13 protein-coding genes are annotated in these 14,637 nt (G+C 55.7%); all 13 read left to right on the top strand.

The window, feature by feature from the left end:
* Nucleotides 1-168: 168 nt before the first annotated feature.
* Nucleotides 169-2,001 carry an AMP-dependent synthetase/ligase gene (locus I6J23_RS06995; RefSeq protein ID WP_204581446.1) on the top strand — a complete coding sequence of 611 codons (1,833 nt, stop codon included), beginning with the start codon at nucleotides 169-171 and terminating at the stop codon, nucleotides 1,999-2,001.
* Between the two features lie 171 nt (nucleotides 2,002-2,172).
* Nucleotides 2,173-2,886: a hypothetical protein gene (locus tag I6J23_RS07000; RefSeq protein ID WP_204581447.1), complete on the top strand. Its 714-nt coding sequence runs from the start codon at nucleotides 2,173-2,175 to the stop codon at nucleotides 2,884-2,886.
* Nucleotides 2,876-4,048 (top strand): radical SAM family heme chaperone HemW, encoded by a 1,173-nt coding sequence (gene hemW / locus I6J23_RS07005; RefSeq protein ID WP_204581448.1) that lies wholly within the window; start codon nucleotides 2,876-2,878, stop codon nucleotides 4,046-4,048. The genes I6J23_RS07000 and hemW overlap by 11 nt, the downstream gene beginning before the upstream one ends.
* Before the next feature lie 65 nt (nucleotides 4,049-4,113).
* A complete protein-coding gene (hrcA, locus tag I6J23_RS07010; protein ID WP_204582976.1) occupies nucleotides 4,114-5,139 on the top strand; it encodes a heat-inducible transcriptional repressor HrcA in 1,026 nt (341 codons plus the stop codon).
* A 237-nt stretch (nucleotides 5,140-5,376) separates the two neighbouring features.
* Nucleotides 5,377-6,522 carry a molecular chaperone DnaJ gene (gene dnaJ / locus I6J23_RS07015; protein ID WP_204581449.1) on the top strand — a complete coding sequence of 382 codons (1,146 nt, stop codon included), beginning with the start codon at nucleotides 5,377-5,379 and terminating at the stop codon, nucleotides 6,520-6,522.
* Nucleotides 6,523-6,530: 8 nt separating this feature from the next.
* Nucleotides 6,531-7,415 (top strand): 16S rRNA (uracil(1498)-N(3))-methyltransferase, encoded by an 885-nt coding sequence (locus I6J23_RS07020; protein ID WP_204581450.1) that lies wholly within the window; start codon nucleotides 6,531-6,533, stop codon nucleotides 7,413-7,415.
* Nucleotides 7,416-7,584: 169 nt separating this feature from the next.
* A complete protein-coding gene (locus tag I6J23_RS07025) occupies nucleotides 7,585-8,682 on the top strand; it encodes a PhoH family protein (protein ID WP_204581451.1) in 1,098 nt (365 codons plus the stop codon).
* Complete coding sequence (gene ybeY, locus I6J23_RS07030) at nucleotides 8,679-9,287, top strand: rRNA maturation RNase YbeY (RefSeq protein WP_204581452.1); 609 nt, start codon at nucleotides 8,679-8,681, stop codon at nucleotides 9,285-9,287. The genes I6J23_RS07025 and ybeY overlap by 4 nt, the downstream gene beginning before the upstream one ends.
* Before the next feature lie 17 nt (nucleotides 9,288-9,304).
* The gene (locus I6J23_RS07035; protein WP_204581453.1) at nucleotides 9,305-10,675 is read left to right on the top strand and encodes a hemolysin family protein; all 1,371 of its coding nucleotides are present in this window, start codon (nucleotides 9,305-9,307) and stop codon (nucleotides 10,673-10,675) included.
* A gap of 130 nt (nucleotides 10,676-10,805) precedes the next feature.
* On the top strand, nucleotides 10,806-11,741 hold the full coding sequence (era, locus tag I6J23_RS07040) for a GTPase Era (protein WP_204581454.1): 936 nt from the start codon (nucleotides 10,806-10,808) through the stop codon (nucleotides 11,739-11,741).
* A 7-nt stretch (nucleotides 11,742-11,748) separates the two neighbouring features.
* Nucleotides 11,749-12,549 carry a DNA repair protein RecO gene (gene recO / locus I6J23_RS07045; protein WP_204581455.1) on the top strand — a complete coding sequence of 267 codons (801 nt, stop codon included), beginning with the start codon at nucleotides 11,749-11,751 and terminating at the stop codon, nucleotides 12,547-12,549.
* Between the two features lie 72 nt (nucleotides 12,550-12,621).
* On the top strand, nucleotides 12,622-13,377 hold the full coding sequence (locus tag I6J23_RS07050; protein ID WP_204581456.1) for an isoprenyl transferase: 756 nt from the start codon (nucleotides 12,622-12,624) through the stop codon (nucleotides 13,375-13,377).
* Nucleotides 13,378-13,453: 76 nt separating this feature from the next.
* Entirely contained in the window at nucleotides 13,454-14,575 is a 1,122-nt protein-coding gene (locus tag I6J23_RS07055) for a VIT1/CCC1 transporter family protein (protein ID WP_204581457.1), read from the top strand.
* The last annotated feature ends 62 nt before the right edge of the window (nucleotides 14,576-14,637 follow it).

Here is a 14,637-nt window from a genome sequence, read left to right on the forward strand (position 1 = left end):
CGTCGGGAAAATGAGTACTGCTTGTGGGGGTGGTGGTGGCCCGGATGTGGTGGGGGATAGCATTAATTATTTGATCCCCCACATTGAGTGGGAGGAATAGCGTAGATTATTCACCAATCACAAAAGTAGCGTAGGTCACACAGCCAGGTACTCGGAGGTTAATGAACAATGCAAGAAAGCTCGACCAAGGCTCTCTACTCAGTGGGCGAGAATGAAACCTGTTTGACCGCAGTTCTGGATAACAATAAACGACGCCCCAAGCTGGCGTTATTCACTCGCCCCAAGAATTTTGAGTGGGTCAGCGTGACGTCCGAAGAGTTCATTGCCGAGGTCATGGCTGTGGCCAAGGGGCTTATTGCTAATGGCGTCGAGCATGGTGATCGTGTCGCGTTGCTGTCGGAAACGCGATACGAGTGGACGGTCATGGACTTCGCCATTTGGGCGGCGGGAGCAGTGACTGTCCCCATTTATGGTTCCTCGTCGGCAAGTCAGATTCAGTGGATTATTGAGGATTCGGGAACCGTCTTCGCGATTACGGAAACTCGTGAGCACACCGAACTTATGCGGTTCTTGGAATTGGATAGTGACGGAAAACCACGCCTAAAGGGTTCCCCTACTAAGCTCCGGCGCATTTTGGAATTTAATTCCTCGGCCTTAGATACCCTCGCTTTTGAAGGTCGTGATGTGTCCGATGACGCCGTCTGGGAGCGTATCGATGCAACGAAATCCTCTGATTTAGCGAGTTTGGTGTATACCTCGGGTACCACTGGCCGACCGAAGGGGTGTCGGCTCACCCACGCCAACTGGTTAGCCGAAGCGCGTTCTCTTTTGACTCATAATATTGCCCGGACCGTTGCCCGGCCCGGCATGCGGTATATTACTTTTCTTCCGCTAGCGCATGTGTTTGCACGGGCTATTTCCTTGGCAATGGCAATCGGTGGGGCACAGCAATCTCACTGGTCGGACTTTTCTACTATCAGTATCGAATTTCAGCGTGTTCAGCCGAACATGATCTTGGGGGTGCCACGAGTCTTTGAAAAAGTCCGTAATGGTGTGCAGGCACAGGCTAAGAGCAAAGGCCCATTAGGGGCTTTACTGTTTTCGCGGGCAGAGGGGACAGCTATCCAGTACTCGAAGGCTTTAGATGGGGAAGGTCCATCACGGGTTCTGAAATGGCGGAGAGCCCTCTATGATCGTCTGATCTACCGTAAGGTTCGTGCCGCCATGGGCGGGGCGGTTCAATATGGCATATCCGGTGGTTCGGCCATGAATTCTGAACTACTCCACTTCTTCCGGGGTATCGGAACCACCGTCTATGAAGGCTATGGTTTGACGGAATCAACCGCCGCATTTTGCGTCAATTATGACGACAACATCATCGGAACGGTGGGGCGCCCGTCGGGGGGCTGCACGGCGCGTATTTCTGACGAAGGCGAAGTATGCCTGAAAGGGCCCATTGTTTTTGATGGCTACTGGAATAATGACGAAGCAACCAACGAGTGCTTTGATGAGGATGGGTTTTTCCACACCGGCGATTTGGGGGAGATTCTCGACTCTGGTCACATCAAAATCACCGGACGAAAGAAAGAATTGTTGGTGACCGCGGGCGGCAAGAATGTGTCGCCGGGCCCGTTGGAAGATCGCATGCGCACGCACCCCCTGATCAGTCAAGTGATGCTTGTGGGAGATGGCCAGCCGTTCATCGGATGCCTTGTCACACTCGATGAAGTCGCCGTGGAAAAGTGGAAGCGCGACCACGGTGTTAATGACAATGTGAGCAACCGCGAGTTGCACGCCAATCCGGTTTTGCGGGCGGAGATTCAGGATGCCATCAACGACGCCAATAGCACGGTGTCGCATGCGGAGGCGGTTAAGAAGTTCCATATCCTTGACCGCGATTTCACCGAGGAAGAAGGGGAACTGACCGCGACCTTGAAGGTCAAGCGGCATGTGGTGATGCAACATTTCGCTCGGGATATTGCGAACCTGTATCAGAAGTAACCACCCCTCGGCGCGCCGCAGTGCAATGGGCTACTCACTGCCTTATGGTTATCCCCGTCCCTATTTGATACCGGTTGTGCAGGGTGATCAGCCGCCCGGAAACAGTGATTTCCAGCATGATTTCTCCTGCTCCCATCGCCTGGTTCGGTCGATTCTGTGAGGAGTTCGCCTGTGCTTGAAGAGTCTCCCGCTCGGTGTAGCGCCACGGAAAGGCTTCGCGAGCTCACTCAGGAGGTATCCGATATCGGCGACGAGGTCGCCACATATATCGATAACATTGGCGAAGCCCTGGCCGACTGGGATGCAGATCTTGCCGACGATTGCCTCGAAGAATGTGACGTCATTATCCGGGAGGCCCGCGAGGATATTCGCAGCGTTGTGCCTGAACTCGACGGAATTCGTCGCGCGTTGACGTCGGGACTAAAAAGTGGGGTGCTCTCGGCAGGACCAGGGGCACGGGAACGCTCAGGTCGTCCGATGACGGGTCTACGGGATGAGCCGAGCAAGGTCACTGTGGAATCGCTGACTCATCGTTTTCCCATCCCGACGGTGGTGGATGCGGACGCAGTGAGCACCGCATTGACGAGTCGTACAGAGACCGCGTCAGGATTGTGCGCCGATGTGGCGAATTGGGTGGAGTACCAGACAAACTTGGCCGTGGACGATGCGTCATCAACCAATTTGTCGATAGTTTTCGCGCGGGCCTACGACCATGTGGTTAGCGCCATTGATGCGTGGAAGAACACCGTGGCCTGGCCTTATCCGCCGTTTACTCGCATGATGCGGGGGACCTGTCCGCCGCCGTTTTTGGAAGAGCGTGCGCGGGTTGACCGTATCGTGGCGAGTGTGGCGTCGCGCCGCCAAGGTGGCCATTTTGCCTCCTGAGAAGAATGATTCTTTTGGGGTTTATATTCACGTCCCTTTTTGTGTGACTCGCTGCGGCTACTGCGATTTCAATACTTACACGCCGAAGGAATTGGGTGTTCGTGATGACGCATCATCGCCTGTCCTCCAATACCTCGACGCTGTTGAGCGTGAACTCTCCCGAGCTGCAGAGCGTTATCACCTGCCACCAGCCGATACAGTGTTCGTCGGGGGAGGGACGCCATCGCTGCTGGGAGCACAGGGGTTGGCACGGGTACTCAACGCCGTGCGCTCGTCGATGGGCTTGAGCTCAGGAGCAGAGGTGACGACGGAGGCCAATCCGGAGTCCACTTCGCCAGAGTTCTTTTCGGGACTCCGCGAGGCTGGTTTTACCCGAGTGAGTTTGGGCATGCAGTCGGCCTCGGAGAAAGTGCTTCGGGTGTTGGACAGGCGTCACACTCCCGGTAGGCCGGTTGCTGCTGCTCAGGAGGCGCGCCGGGCGGGGTTCGAGCACGTCAACCTTGACCTCATTTATGGCACGCCCGGGGAAGTGGACGATGACGTCAAGCGCTCGGTTGATGCGGTTCTTAGCGCGGATGTTGATCACGTCTCGGCCTATTCGCTGATCATCGAGCGGGGAACGGCGATGTTCCGCAAAGTGCGCCACGGTGAGCTGACCGAAACCGATGAGGACACCTTGGCCCGTCGGTACGGCATTATCGACGACGCTCTGAGTGGGCGGGGTTTTTCCTGGTACGAAGTCTCCAACTGGTCGCGTCCGGGCGGTGAGTGCCGCCACAACTTGGTTTATTGGCGCGACGGCGACTGGTGGGGTGCCGGCCCGGGCGCGCACGGCCACATCGGCAACCAGAGGTTTGTTAATGTCAAACATCCCGCCCGCTACTCTGCGATGATCAGCCAGAGCGAGGACGCGCTTGCCTTGAAGGGCGTCGAGGATTTAACCCCCTCTGAACGCCATGAGGAGCGCGTAATGTTGGCCTTGCGGTTGGCCGAGGGGATCGAGGAATCCCAGCTGCCTGAATCAACAACATCATGCGTGCAGCGGTTTATTGATGACGGGTTGTTGTGGCGTCCTTCTCCCGATCGGGTGGCGGTCACGAATCGTGGGCGTTTATTAGCGGATGGGATCATCACCGATATCCTGGTGAGTGAAGATAGCTAGCGGGTTCTCAGAGCTAGCGGCCTGTCACGAGGGCCACGGTTGGTCGACGACACGATAAGGAGGTACTGATGGCTGGAACTCAAGAACGCCGTGCTGAGGTGTTGCGGGCCATCGTGACCGATTACATTACGTCGCGGGAACCGGTGGGCTCGAAGTCGTTGGTCGAGCGGCATAAATTGGGTGTGTCATCAGCGACGATTCGCAATGACATGGGCGTGTTGGAAGCGGAAGGCTACATCACGCAGCAGCACGCTAGTTCCGGGCGCATTCCCACGGAGAAGGGCTACCGGGCTTTCGTCGACACGATCCATGACATTAAGCCCTTGTCCAGGGCGGAGCATCGCGCCATTTTGTCGTTCCTTCAAGATGGTGTTGATTTGGAGGATGTTTTACGACGCAGCGTTCAGTTGCTCGCCCAGTTGACCAGGCAAGTTGCTGTGGTTCAAGTGCCGACCCTGACCGTCAGCCATGTCAAGCACTGCGAAATCGTGCAGCTGACGCCTCACCGCCTTCTCTTGGTGTTAATTACGGACACGGGACGTGTGGAACAGCGGAATGTGGAGGTCACGTCGGAAATTCCGACTGAGGATGTCCCGCGCGTTCGCGACGCGGTGAACCGTGCGTTGAGCGGCAAAACCCTGGCGGAAGCTCCGGACGCGATGGAATCGTTGGTGGCTCATGCACCGCGTGAACTGCGTTCTGTCATTGTTGCGTGTGCCACTGTCATCGTCGAGACACTCGTTGATCGGCCTTCCGACCGTCTGATTCTTGCCGGGGCGTCGAATTTGACCCGTACCCAGGAGGGATCCAACGCGTTGCGGCCCGTGTTAGAGGCTCTTGAGGAGCAAGTGGTGGTGTTGAAACTGCTGGCCGCTGCTCGGGATTTGGAGTCCGTACACGTGTCCATCGGCGAGGAGAACGAAACTGAAGAGCTCCGCGGCGCGTCCATCGTGTCTGCTGGGTATGGCGGTGCGGCTGAGCGGCTGGGTGGCTTAGGTGTCGTTGGGCCAACATTTATGGATTATCCAGGTACGATGTCGCACGTTGCCGTCGTCGCTAAGTATGTTGGCGACGTTCTCCGCGGGGAGTGAGTGGAGTTGGCCATGAGTTTCGTTGCAGAGCCCGCGTCGTGAAGATTCCAGAATGCGCAATCATGTGGATGATTCTGGACTGGCGAAAACTAGCACTCTAAGTGCAAGAGTGCTAAAACTGAGCACAAGTGGAAGAACGTAGTATTGGCGCGAGATTCCCCGCTTTTAACCTCTATTAAATTGTGAAAAAAGCTAACCCCTGAACACTGACGTAGGTAAACAAGGAGTACGTGAGCTGTGGCTCGAGACTATTACGGAATATTAGGCGTCGATAGAAATGCTTCTGACGCGGACATTAAGAAAGCTTTCCGACGCAAGGCGCGGAAGTATCACCCCGATGTCAATGATTCCGCTGAGGCCGCTGACAAATTCAACGAACTCAAAATCGCCCAAGAGGTGCTGACCGATCCGCAAAAGCGAAGCATTGTCGATGCCGGCGGTGACCCCGAGGCACAGCCGAATTATGGTGGCGCAGGCGGATTCTCAGGTGGCTTCGGCGGTGGCGGCCTGGGAGATATTTTCGAGCAGTTCTTCGGTGGTGCGGGCGCAGGAATGCGTGGACCGAAACCGCGCGTGCGCCCTGGTAATGACGCCCTCGTCCGCATGAAGCTCGATCTCGCCGAGTGCTACACCGGTGTTCGCAAAGAGGTCACCGTCGATACGGCCATCTTGTGCGACGCCTGCCAGGGCAAAGGTTCTCAATCTGGACAGTCGCCAGTGACGTGTCCGACGTGCCAGGGTCGGGGTGAAGTCGTCGAAACACAGCGCAGCTTCCTAGGGAATGTGCAAACGGTTCGGGAGTGCAGCCGTTGTGGTGGCACCGGTGAGATCATTAAAGATCCGTGCCCGAAGTGTGATGGCGATGGTCGCGTGAAGAAGCGTCGCCCTATCACGGTCGATATTCCAGCAGGTATTGACGACGGTATGCGTGTCCGCCTTTCGGGCCAGGGTGAAGTCGGCCCCGGTGGTGGGCCAGCCGGTGATCTCTATGTTGAGGTTCGCGTGGCACCCGACACCGTTTTTGTCCGTGAAGGCGATGACCTTCACCTGAGCGTCTCGGTACCGATGGTTGACGCAGCCTTGGGTACTTCCATTTCCGTGAAGGACCCGGTAGGGGAGGAATTCCCCCTCGATATCGCCCCGGGAACGCAGCCGGATGAAACGATCACTGTCGAGGGCCGTGGCATGCCACGGATTCGGTCTGACCGCAAAGGCAATGTGGTGGCCCACGTCAGTGTTGCCGTGCCAACAAAACTGGATGCCAAGACCGAGAAGCTGTTGAAGCAGGTGAAGAACCACTGCAAGGACGATGCCGTCGTGAATGACAGGGATTCGGGTGGCGGTTTCTTCTCCCGGCTGCGTAGTCGATTTGCCGGGCGTTAAGTGTTCACATGAGTGATCCCGTCTTCGTGTATGGCTTCGTTGGATATCCCGACGGAGTCTTTCCCCCGTTAGCCGGCATTATCGGTCACCGTGATGACAGCAACAGTCAGCCCGATGGCCAGCTCGGCGGTGACACGAATATCCACCAGCAGAAGCCACTGACACAGTATGACGTGGGTGATGTCGTTCTTCTCTCAGGACCCGAAGGCCGCCATGCCGTTACTGTGAAGCGGCTTGTGCCGGGGGATGCACTGGTCCTGGTTAATGGTGAGGGGAATTGGCTACGGTGCACGGTTGAGTCCACCCCGTCGAAGACGCAGCTGAGGGCCACAGTTCTGGAGGCCGGCTACACGACGATGCCCACTCCGCCCATTACCGTCGTCCAAGCTCTTCCAAAATCTGATCGGTCCGAACTAGCGGTTGATTTAGCGTGCCAGGCGGGCGCCGACGCTATCGCCCCATGGTCAGCGTCCCGTTCGATTGCCCGGTGGAAAGGTAAGGAAAGGAAAGCGGGTACCAAGTGGGCCGATACCGCTGTCGCGTCGTCGAAACAGTCTCGACGCGCGCGCTTTCCACGAATCGCCGCTTTATCAACAACGGATGACGTCGTCAATGCTATTGAGCAGGTCACACAATCAGGCGGTTGTGCTCTTGTGCTGGAGGAATCGGAATCGGTGCCTGTGACGGCGCTGTCCGACACACTCCGTCAGGCGTCGCACATCATTCTCATTGTGGGGCCTGAAGGTGGCATCGCTCCCGATGAGCATGACGCTTTTGTCCGTGCGGGTGCTACCTCCGTTGTTCTTGGCCCCGAGGTGTTGCGGACTGCCACGGCCGCGAGCGTTGCTCTGGGCTCTGTAAACGTGCTGGCCGGACGCTGGTCTACGGCGTGATAGGCGTCCATATGAGCGTTGGGGCGACGAGAACCACACCGCACGCTACACTGAGTGAGCACACTAACCAGGGAGGTTTCCACTGAGTACGTCGAATTCGGCATCCCGACGTCAATCCCCACGGTCCGGCAATCCGCGGGCACTCGCCGGTGACGATCACGAGAGTATCGTGTCGTCGGCGACATCGTCGTTAAGCTTCGACCTTGATGACGAGTACGCACCGCAGGTTCTAGGTCCGGCGGACCAGAACCTCCGCATCGTGGAGCGGTCGGTGGATGCCGATGTCCATGTTCGTGGCGCCCGGGTCACGGTGTCTGGCAGGCCCGCGGATTGTCAAGCGGTACGTCGAATTTTCCTCGAACTACAGTCAATGGTGCGTCGGGGGCACCCCATCTCTGCTGATGCCGTATCCAGAACGGTGGCATTGGTTCGGGGTGAGGCGGCGACATTGCCGTCGGACAGTGCGGCTATTGTGACGCGACGTGGGCGGGGGATTCACCCCAAAACCCCTGGGCAGCGGGATTATGTTGACGCAATAGATAGCAACACCATTGTTTTCGGGATAGGTCCAGCTGGATCAGGTAAAACTTACTTGGCCATGGCCAAGGCTGTGCAGGCACTACAACATCGTGAAGTGCATCGAATTATTCTGACGCGGCCGGCTGTTGAGGCTGGGGAGAACTTAGGGTTTTTACCTGGGACGTTGCACGAAAAAATTGATCCATATTTGCGTCCGCTTCATGACGCTCTTCGGGATATGGTTGAACCGGAAACCATACCTAAGCTGATGGAGTCCGGGATTATTGAGGTCGCCCCGCTGGCTTATATGCGCGGCCGAACTCTCAACGACGCCTTCGTCATTTTGGATGAAGCCCAGAACACGACGCCAGCCCAAATGAAGATGTTTCTGACGCGTCTAGGTTTTGGTACAACAATGGTTGTGACGGGCGACCTCACCCAGGTTGATTTGCCCCACCAGGAATCTGGATTGGCTCGCGCCGTCAATGTGTTGGATGGGGTTAAAGATATCAGCGTGATTCGTTTGCAATCTGAAGATGTTGTTCGTCATCACCTGGTGTCCGCCATTGTCGACGCCTACGCTGCGTGTGAGGATGCCGACGATAGTGTGAGCTCGCATTCGGTGCCGTCACGTCGACGTCAGCAGCGTCATAGCCACCAGAATGAACGTGGTAGCCGCGCGAATGCTGGATCCACGCAGGGTGACCAGCCTCGGCATCAGCGGTACGTGTGGAAGGACTCAGAGTGAGTATCGAAGTCTTTAATGAATCTGGGTATGACGGAGTCAACGAAGAAGCGCTCATCGACGTGGCGCAATTTGCTCTCATGCGGATGGATATTCACCCGGCTGCGGATATGACCATTTCTATTGTTGATGAGGCCACGATAGAAGATCTCCACGTCCGGTGGCTGGATTTGGAAGGTCCGACCGATGTCATGAGTTTCCCCATGGATGAGCTCACTCCGGGCTCCGGCAGACCTGATGCGGATGCTCCCGGTCCCGCAATGTTAGGTGACATTGTTTTGTGCCCCGCTTTCGCCGAACGCCAAGCTCATCGTGCCGGACACGGTGTGGGCCACGAACTGTCCCTACTGACTGTCCATGGCATTTTGCATCTGTTGGGCTATGATCACGTGGCCCCCGAGGAGGAGCGCCGGATGTTTGCCCTCCAGAACGACATTTTGGCGGATTGGTACACCGACCTGGAGGAACGCGGTGTTTCCTATGGGCCGAAGCCGACGGGTCCGGGTGCGTTTCCTACCGCGGCGGATCGTGAGGCACTGGATCAGGACATGATCAAGTCGACAGTTGGCGGGATGATCGCAGAGCCGGCTGACCGCGATAAGTCATAGGAAGACGTTACATACCCGTGAATTTTCTGACTGAAGGCCTCATTGACTGCGTTATTGTCGTGGTCCTTTTGGCTATTGCCGCGATTTTTACAGCAGTCGAGACTGCATTGATCTCGATTTCACGCGCCCGTGTTGAAGATATGGACGAGACACGGAGCACACGGACGTTATTGGCGATAGTGGATAATCGGGCTCGATTTATTAACCCCCTCATCCTTGTTCGAACTGCGTGCGAGGCGGGAGCATCGGTCATCATTACGGTTCTCGCTATCCGGGTAGCGCATGAGGCTGCCGTGGCTGTAGCGATTATCCTGATTACGGTCCTCTCTTACGTTTTCTTGGGTGTGGTCGGACGGACTGTTGGTCGCCAAAATCCCTATCGGGTTGGATTGCGTGCGGCCTTTTTCTTACGGCCGATTGTTAAATTATTTAGCCCGCTGGCATCGTTGCTCATTTGGTTGGGAAATGTTTTTACGCCGGGAAAGAAATTCGAACAAGGGCCTTTTACTAACGAGGTTGAGCTCCGTGAAATGGTGGACATAGCCTCGGAACGCGGTGTCGTTCAGGTCGAAGAACGACGAATGATTCAGGCTATTTTTGACTTAGCTAATACGCGTGCTCGGCAAGTGATGGTTCCACGAACAGACATGTTGTGGATCGAATCGGAAAAGAGCGCACGTCAGGCGACCCGTTTGTGTGTCCGTTCAGGCCACTCCCGCATTCCCGTCATCGGTGAAAACGTCGATGATATTGAGGGAGTTGTCTATTTGAAGGATCTCGTAGCTTTGTCTTATGACGATCCCAGTAAAAATTCGACGCTGGTGAAAGAAGTCATGCGGCCGGCAGAATTTATTCCCGATTCTCTACCGTTAGACGAGCTATTGGGCGATATGCAAACTTCTCATGACCATATCGCTCTTCTTGTCGACGAATTTGGCGCCATTGCTGGTTTGATTTCCATTGAAGATATATTGGAAGAAATCGTCGGCGAGATTAGCGATGAATACGACGAGGCCGAAGTTGCTCCCGTCGAGGAACTCGATGATGGTTCATACCGGGTAGTTGCGCGATTCTCTTTGGAAGAACTGGTCGAGCTATACGACGAGAAGCGGGGAATTGACATTGACTTCTCTGAGGAGCAACTAGAGGACGTCGAGACTGTTGCAGGCTTGTTGGCGTTTGAGCTAGGCCGTGTTCCACTACCGGGTGCCCAGGTCACGACGGCGGGACTGACTTTCCGCGCGGAGGGAGGACATGATCGTCGAGGTCGCATTCGCATTACCAGCGTTGTTGTGAGTCGTTCGGCCGCGTCCAGTGAACCTGTGAATGGCGATAATTCGAATAACGTGATCGCCCACAGTGACGCAGGGAACCACGGGTCTGAGTGATGTTAATGGCGAGCACATTTCACCACGCCGGCTCGTATGCTGATCACAACATCAATGCACCGCGATCAATGTGCGAAGGATCATGTCGCGGAAGGTCATTGTCACACTATCGAGAAGGAGAATAAACACGATGGACGCACCACAAGGCGGCAGTTCCCTGGGCGATCAACCCGATGGTTTTCGATCAGGGTTTGTTAGCTTCGTCGGACGCCCGAATACAGGGAAATCGACGTTAACCAATGCCTTGGTGGGTGAGAAAATAGCGATTACTGCAGACCAACCAGAGACCACTCGGCATCCCATTCGCGGTGTGATTCACGAGGATAATGCGCAGATCATCGTGGTAGATACACCCGGGCTGCACCGCCCGAGAACCCTGTTGGGCGAGCGTCTGAATGAAGTTGTTAAGGATACGTATGCCGATGTCGATGTCATTGGGGTGTGTGTTCCAGCGAATGAGAAATTGGGGCCGGGGGACCGGTGGATTGTGGAGAATGTCCGTAAAGTGGCTCCGACAATGCCGTTAATCGGCATTGTCACGAAAGCTGATATGGCCTCAAAGGATGAAATCGGCGCCCAACTGCTCGCACTTCATGATCTTCTGGATGGTGCAGATGTTGTACCGTGTTCGGCGAAGGATAATTATCAGCTTTCTACCATTATTGACGTTTTAGCGAGCTATCTTCCCGAGGGGCCAAAGTTTTATCCAGATGAGCACGTGACGGATGAAGACCGTAATACACGCATCTCCGAATTAATCCGTGAGGCCGCACTATCAGGGCTGCGGGACGAGTTGCCGCACTCGGTGGCTGTGGAAGTAGATGAGGTTTTACCCAATCCTGATCGCTTACACGTTCTCGATGTTCATGCCATTATTTATGTTGAGCGCCCTGGACAAAAGAAAATTCTATTGGGTAAAAATAACCGACGGATGGGACGGATTATCTCTCAGTCGCGCAAATCTCTCATGGATCTCATGGGGCAAAATGTGTTTGTCGATCTGAGGATCAAAGTGCTCGATAATTGGCAGTCCGATCCTAAGTCCTTAGGAAGATTGGGCTTCTAATTCTTTTATGCGTCAAAATTATCGCGACCGAGCCTTAGTAGTTCGCCATTACGATTTCAGTGAAGCTGACCGCATCGTGGTTTTGCTTACCCATGAGCATGGTGTCGTCAGGGCCGTCGCGAAAGGTGTGCGGAAGAACAAAAGTCGGTTTGGTGGCCGCCTCGCGCCGTTCGTCGTCGTCGATGTACAGCTCTATGTTGGTCGGGGCTCATTGGCAACGTTGACCTCGGCGGAAACAGTCCGCTCCTACAACCAGTTGATTGTGGATTCGTACGCTAAATACACGGCTGCGTGTGCGGTGCTTGATGTGGCCGAGAAACTGACTGTGGGCGAGGAGGCGACGTCATGTGATGACGCCGCAGCGGCGATCCGCGATATCGCGTACTCCTGGCCTGTGGATGTAGCTGTCCAGGGGGAGCAGTCGAGAGTGAACGGCGACGGTTTGCCGACGTTACGCGTCGACAAGTTTGTTCTACGTGCCCTGGCCGCCGAGGGATGGGAGCCGCAACTGTTTTCCTGCGCCGGGTGCGGCCAACCAGGCCCGCACCACGCTTTTTCCGCCTCGATCGGTGGGGCGGTGTGTGGTGCGTGTCGCCCACCTGGAGTCTTGACAGTTCCAGAGGAATCCCTACGTTTGGCGTGGTGGCTTGCCCATGACCGCGACGCGGCGGTTCGCGACGCATGGATGTCGTCGGGCGATTCCTCGGAGTTTCGTCGTATAGCTGACGGTTGCCACGACCTGGTTGTTGAGCATCTGCAGTGGCATCTTGGCATGAAGCTGCGAACCGTGGAGTTGATGGAAGGGTAGGCCGTGGGAGGTTGTCGGATTGGATAGGCAGGTGGTCGTGAACACCGACACCGGTCTGGCAGAATATTCCATGTGAATTCTTCGTCATTTGTTCAACTCCCTTCTGCGCCGCCTGATCTTCCCCCTGAATTGATTCCTCGCCACATCGCTTTGGTCATGGATGGGAACGGTCGATGGGCGCGGGAGCGTGGTCTTCCCCGAACGGAGGGGCACAAGCGTGGCGAAGCCGTGCTGATGGACGCTGTTGACGGTTGTCTAGAGGCCGGGGTAACCACATTGTCGGCGTACGCGTTTTCGACTGAGAATTGGCGTCGCAGCCCTGAAGAGGTTCGCTTCATCATGGGGTTTAGCCGGCGGGTGTTGCATGATCACCGTGATGAGCTGGATGCGAAGGGGGTTCGTATTCGCTGGATCGGCCGTCGTCCCCGCTTGTGGCGGGTAGTCATTCGGGAGCTGGAGCGGGCTGAGGCTCAGACGGTGAATAACACGCGGATGACGCTCAACATGTGTATTAATTATGGCGGTCGCGCGGAAATTGCGGATGCCATGAAATTAGTGGCTGAAAAAGTTCAGAGTGGTGAAATTTCTCCTTCAGATATCACTGAAAAAAATATTTCATCATTCTTATATGATCCAGAAATGCCGGATGTAGATTTATTTCTTCGTCCTTCAGGAGAAAAAAGAACCTCAAATTTCCTCTTGTGGCAATCCGCCTATGCGGAGTATGTTTTTCAAGATGTTCTTTTCCCCGATTTTACGAAGAACCATATTTGGGCCGCTATAGATGAATATGCTCATCGTGACCGTCGTTTCGGTGGGGTCAAATAGTGGCGACGAAGTGACGTAGCGGCCTGGGGATGGCTGCATGGTTGTGGGGTTGATGGTGTGTACCGAGGAGTGATCGATGAATTCGAAAAAGACCACTGATGTTTCTACCCCTACCCGCAAACAAATCAACCGGTGGCAGCGTTATTTAGCGAATGAACGCGCTGAAGCTGCTGTGTATCGCGAACTTGCCCGAAAGAAAACGGGGGAAGAACGCACCATCCTTTTAGAGATCGCCGAAGCCGAGCACCGTCACGAAGAGTATTGGCTGGAACGCCTTGGTGATCGAGTAGGAATGCCGCGTTCTCCCAGCTGGGGGACGCGTTTTCTCGGTTGGATGGCGAAGAACATGGGGTCCGTGTGGGTCTTGGCACTTATGCAGTCCGCAGAGACCCGGTCCCCGTATTTGAAAGACACCGACGCTACCGAGCAGATGATTGCCGACGAAGCGATCCATGCCGAGGTTGTTCGGGGCCTGGCAGCTCGCGGGCGGGAAAACATGTCGGGGAGTTTCCGCGCGGCTGTATTTGGTGCCAACGATGGTCTGGTATCGAACTTGGCGCTGGTGCTCGGTGTGATCGGGTCCGGAATTTCGCATCACACTGTCCTGGTGACGGGCTTGTCTGGTTTGTTAGCTGGTGCCTTGTCGATGGGGGCTGGGGAGTACGTTTCGGTGTCCTCGCAGCGAAAACTGCTTGCAGCGTCAGAGCCCAATCCGGAAGCGAAGCGGATCGTCCCTAAGTTGGACATGAATGCCAATGAGTTGGCCTTGGTATATCGGGCGAGGGGATATGACGCTGAAGACGCCCGTCAGAAAGCTGTTGAAGTTTTTGGTGAGGTCACCCGCGCGATGTCCGCGCAGGAGCAGCCAGGAGCTCGTGATACTGCACGTCGAATGGCTAACCCAGTTTATGCGGAGTCGCATGATGTGGTGGGCACTGCCTTGGGTGCGGCGATATCTAGCTTCTTGTTCTTTGCTTCCGGTGCCATCATCCCAGTCTTGCCGTTCTTATTGGGGATGACGGGACTCGCTGCGGTGGTGGTGGCCTGCACGCTGGTGGGGATTGCACTTTTGTGCACAGGAGGAACCGTCGGTTTGCTTTCCGGAACATCTGTGGTCAAGCGTGCGTTATTCCAGCTTGCGATCGGTGCTGGCGCGGCCAGCGTGACGTTTTTACTGGGCCGTATCTTCGCGGGATAACTCAGATACCATTCGGCGCTGGCTTTTCCACTGTAATTTTCTGTGTTGTCCTGCGACCAGTG

It is taken from the genome of Corynebacterium kroppenstedtii (assembly GCF_016894245.1).
In the GTDB taxonomy this organism is placed as follows: Bacteria; Actinomycetota; Actinomycetes; order Mycobacteriales; family Mycobacteriaceae; genus Corynebacterium.

What these genes read in the sequence shown, in the direction of transcription:
- I6J23_RS06995 (WP_204581446.1), top strand. Translation starts at nt 169, where the DNA reads ATGCAAGAAAGCTCGACCAAGGCTCTCTACTCAGTGGGCGAGAATGAA.
- I6J23_RS07055 (WP_204581457.1), top strand. Translation starts at nt 13,454, where the DNA reads ATGAATTCGAAAAAGACCACTGATGTTTCTACCCCTACCCGCAAACAA.
- recO (WP_204581455.1), top strand. Translation starts at nt 11,749, where the DNA reads ATGCGTCAAAATTATCGCGACCGAGCCTTAGTAGTTCGCCATTACGAT.
- era (WP_204581454.1), top strand. Translation starts at nt 10,806, where the DNA reads ATGGACGCACCACAAGGCGGCAGTTCCCTGGGCGATCAACCCGATGGT.
- I6J23_RS07020 (WP_204581450.1), top strand. Translation starts at nt 6,531, where the DNA reads ATGAGTGATCCCGTCTTCGTGTATGGCTTCGTTGGATATCCCGACGGA.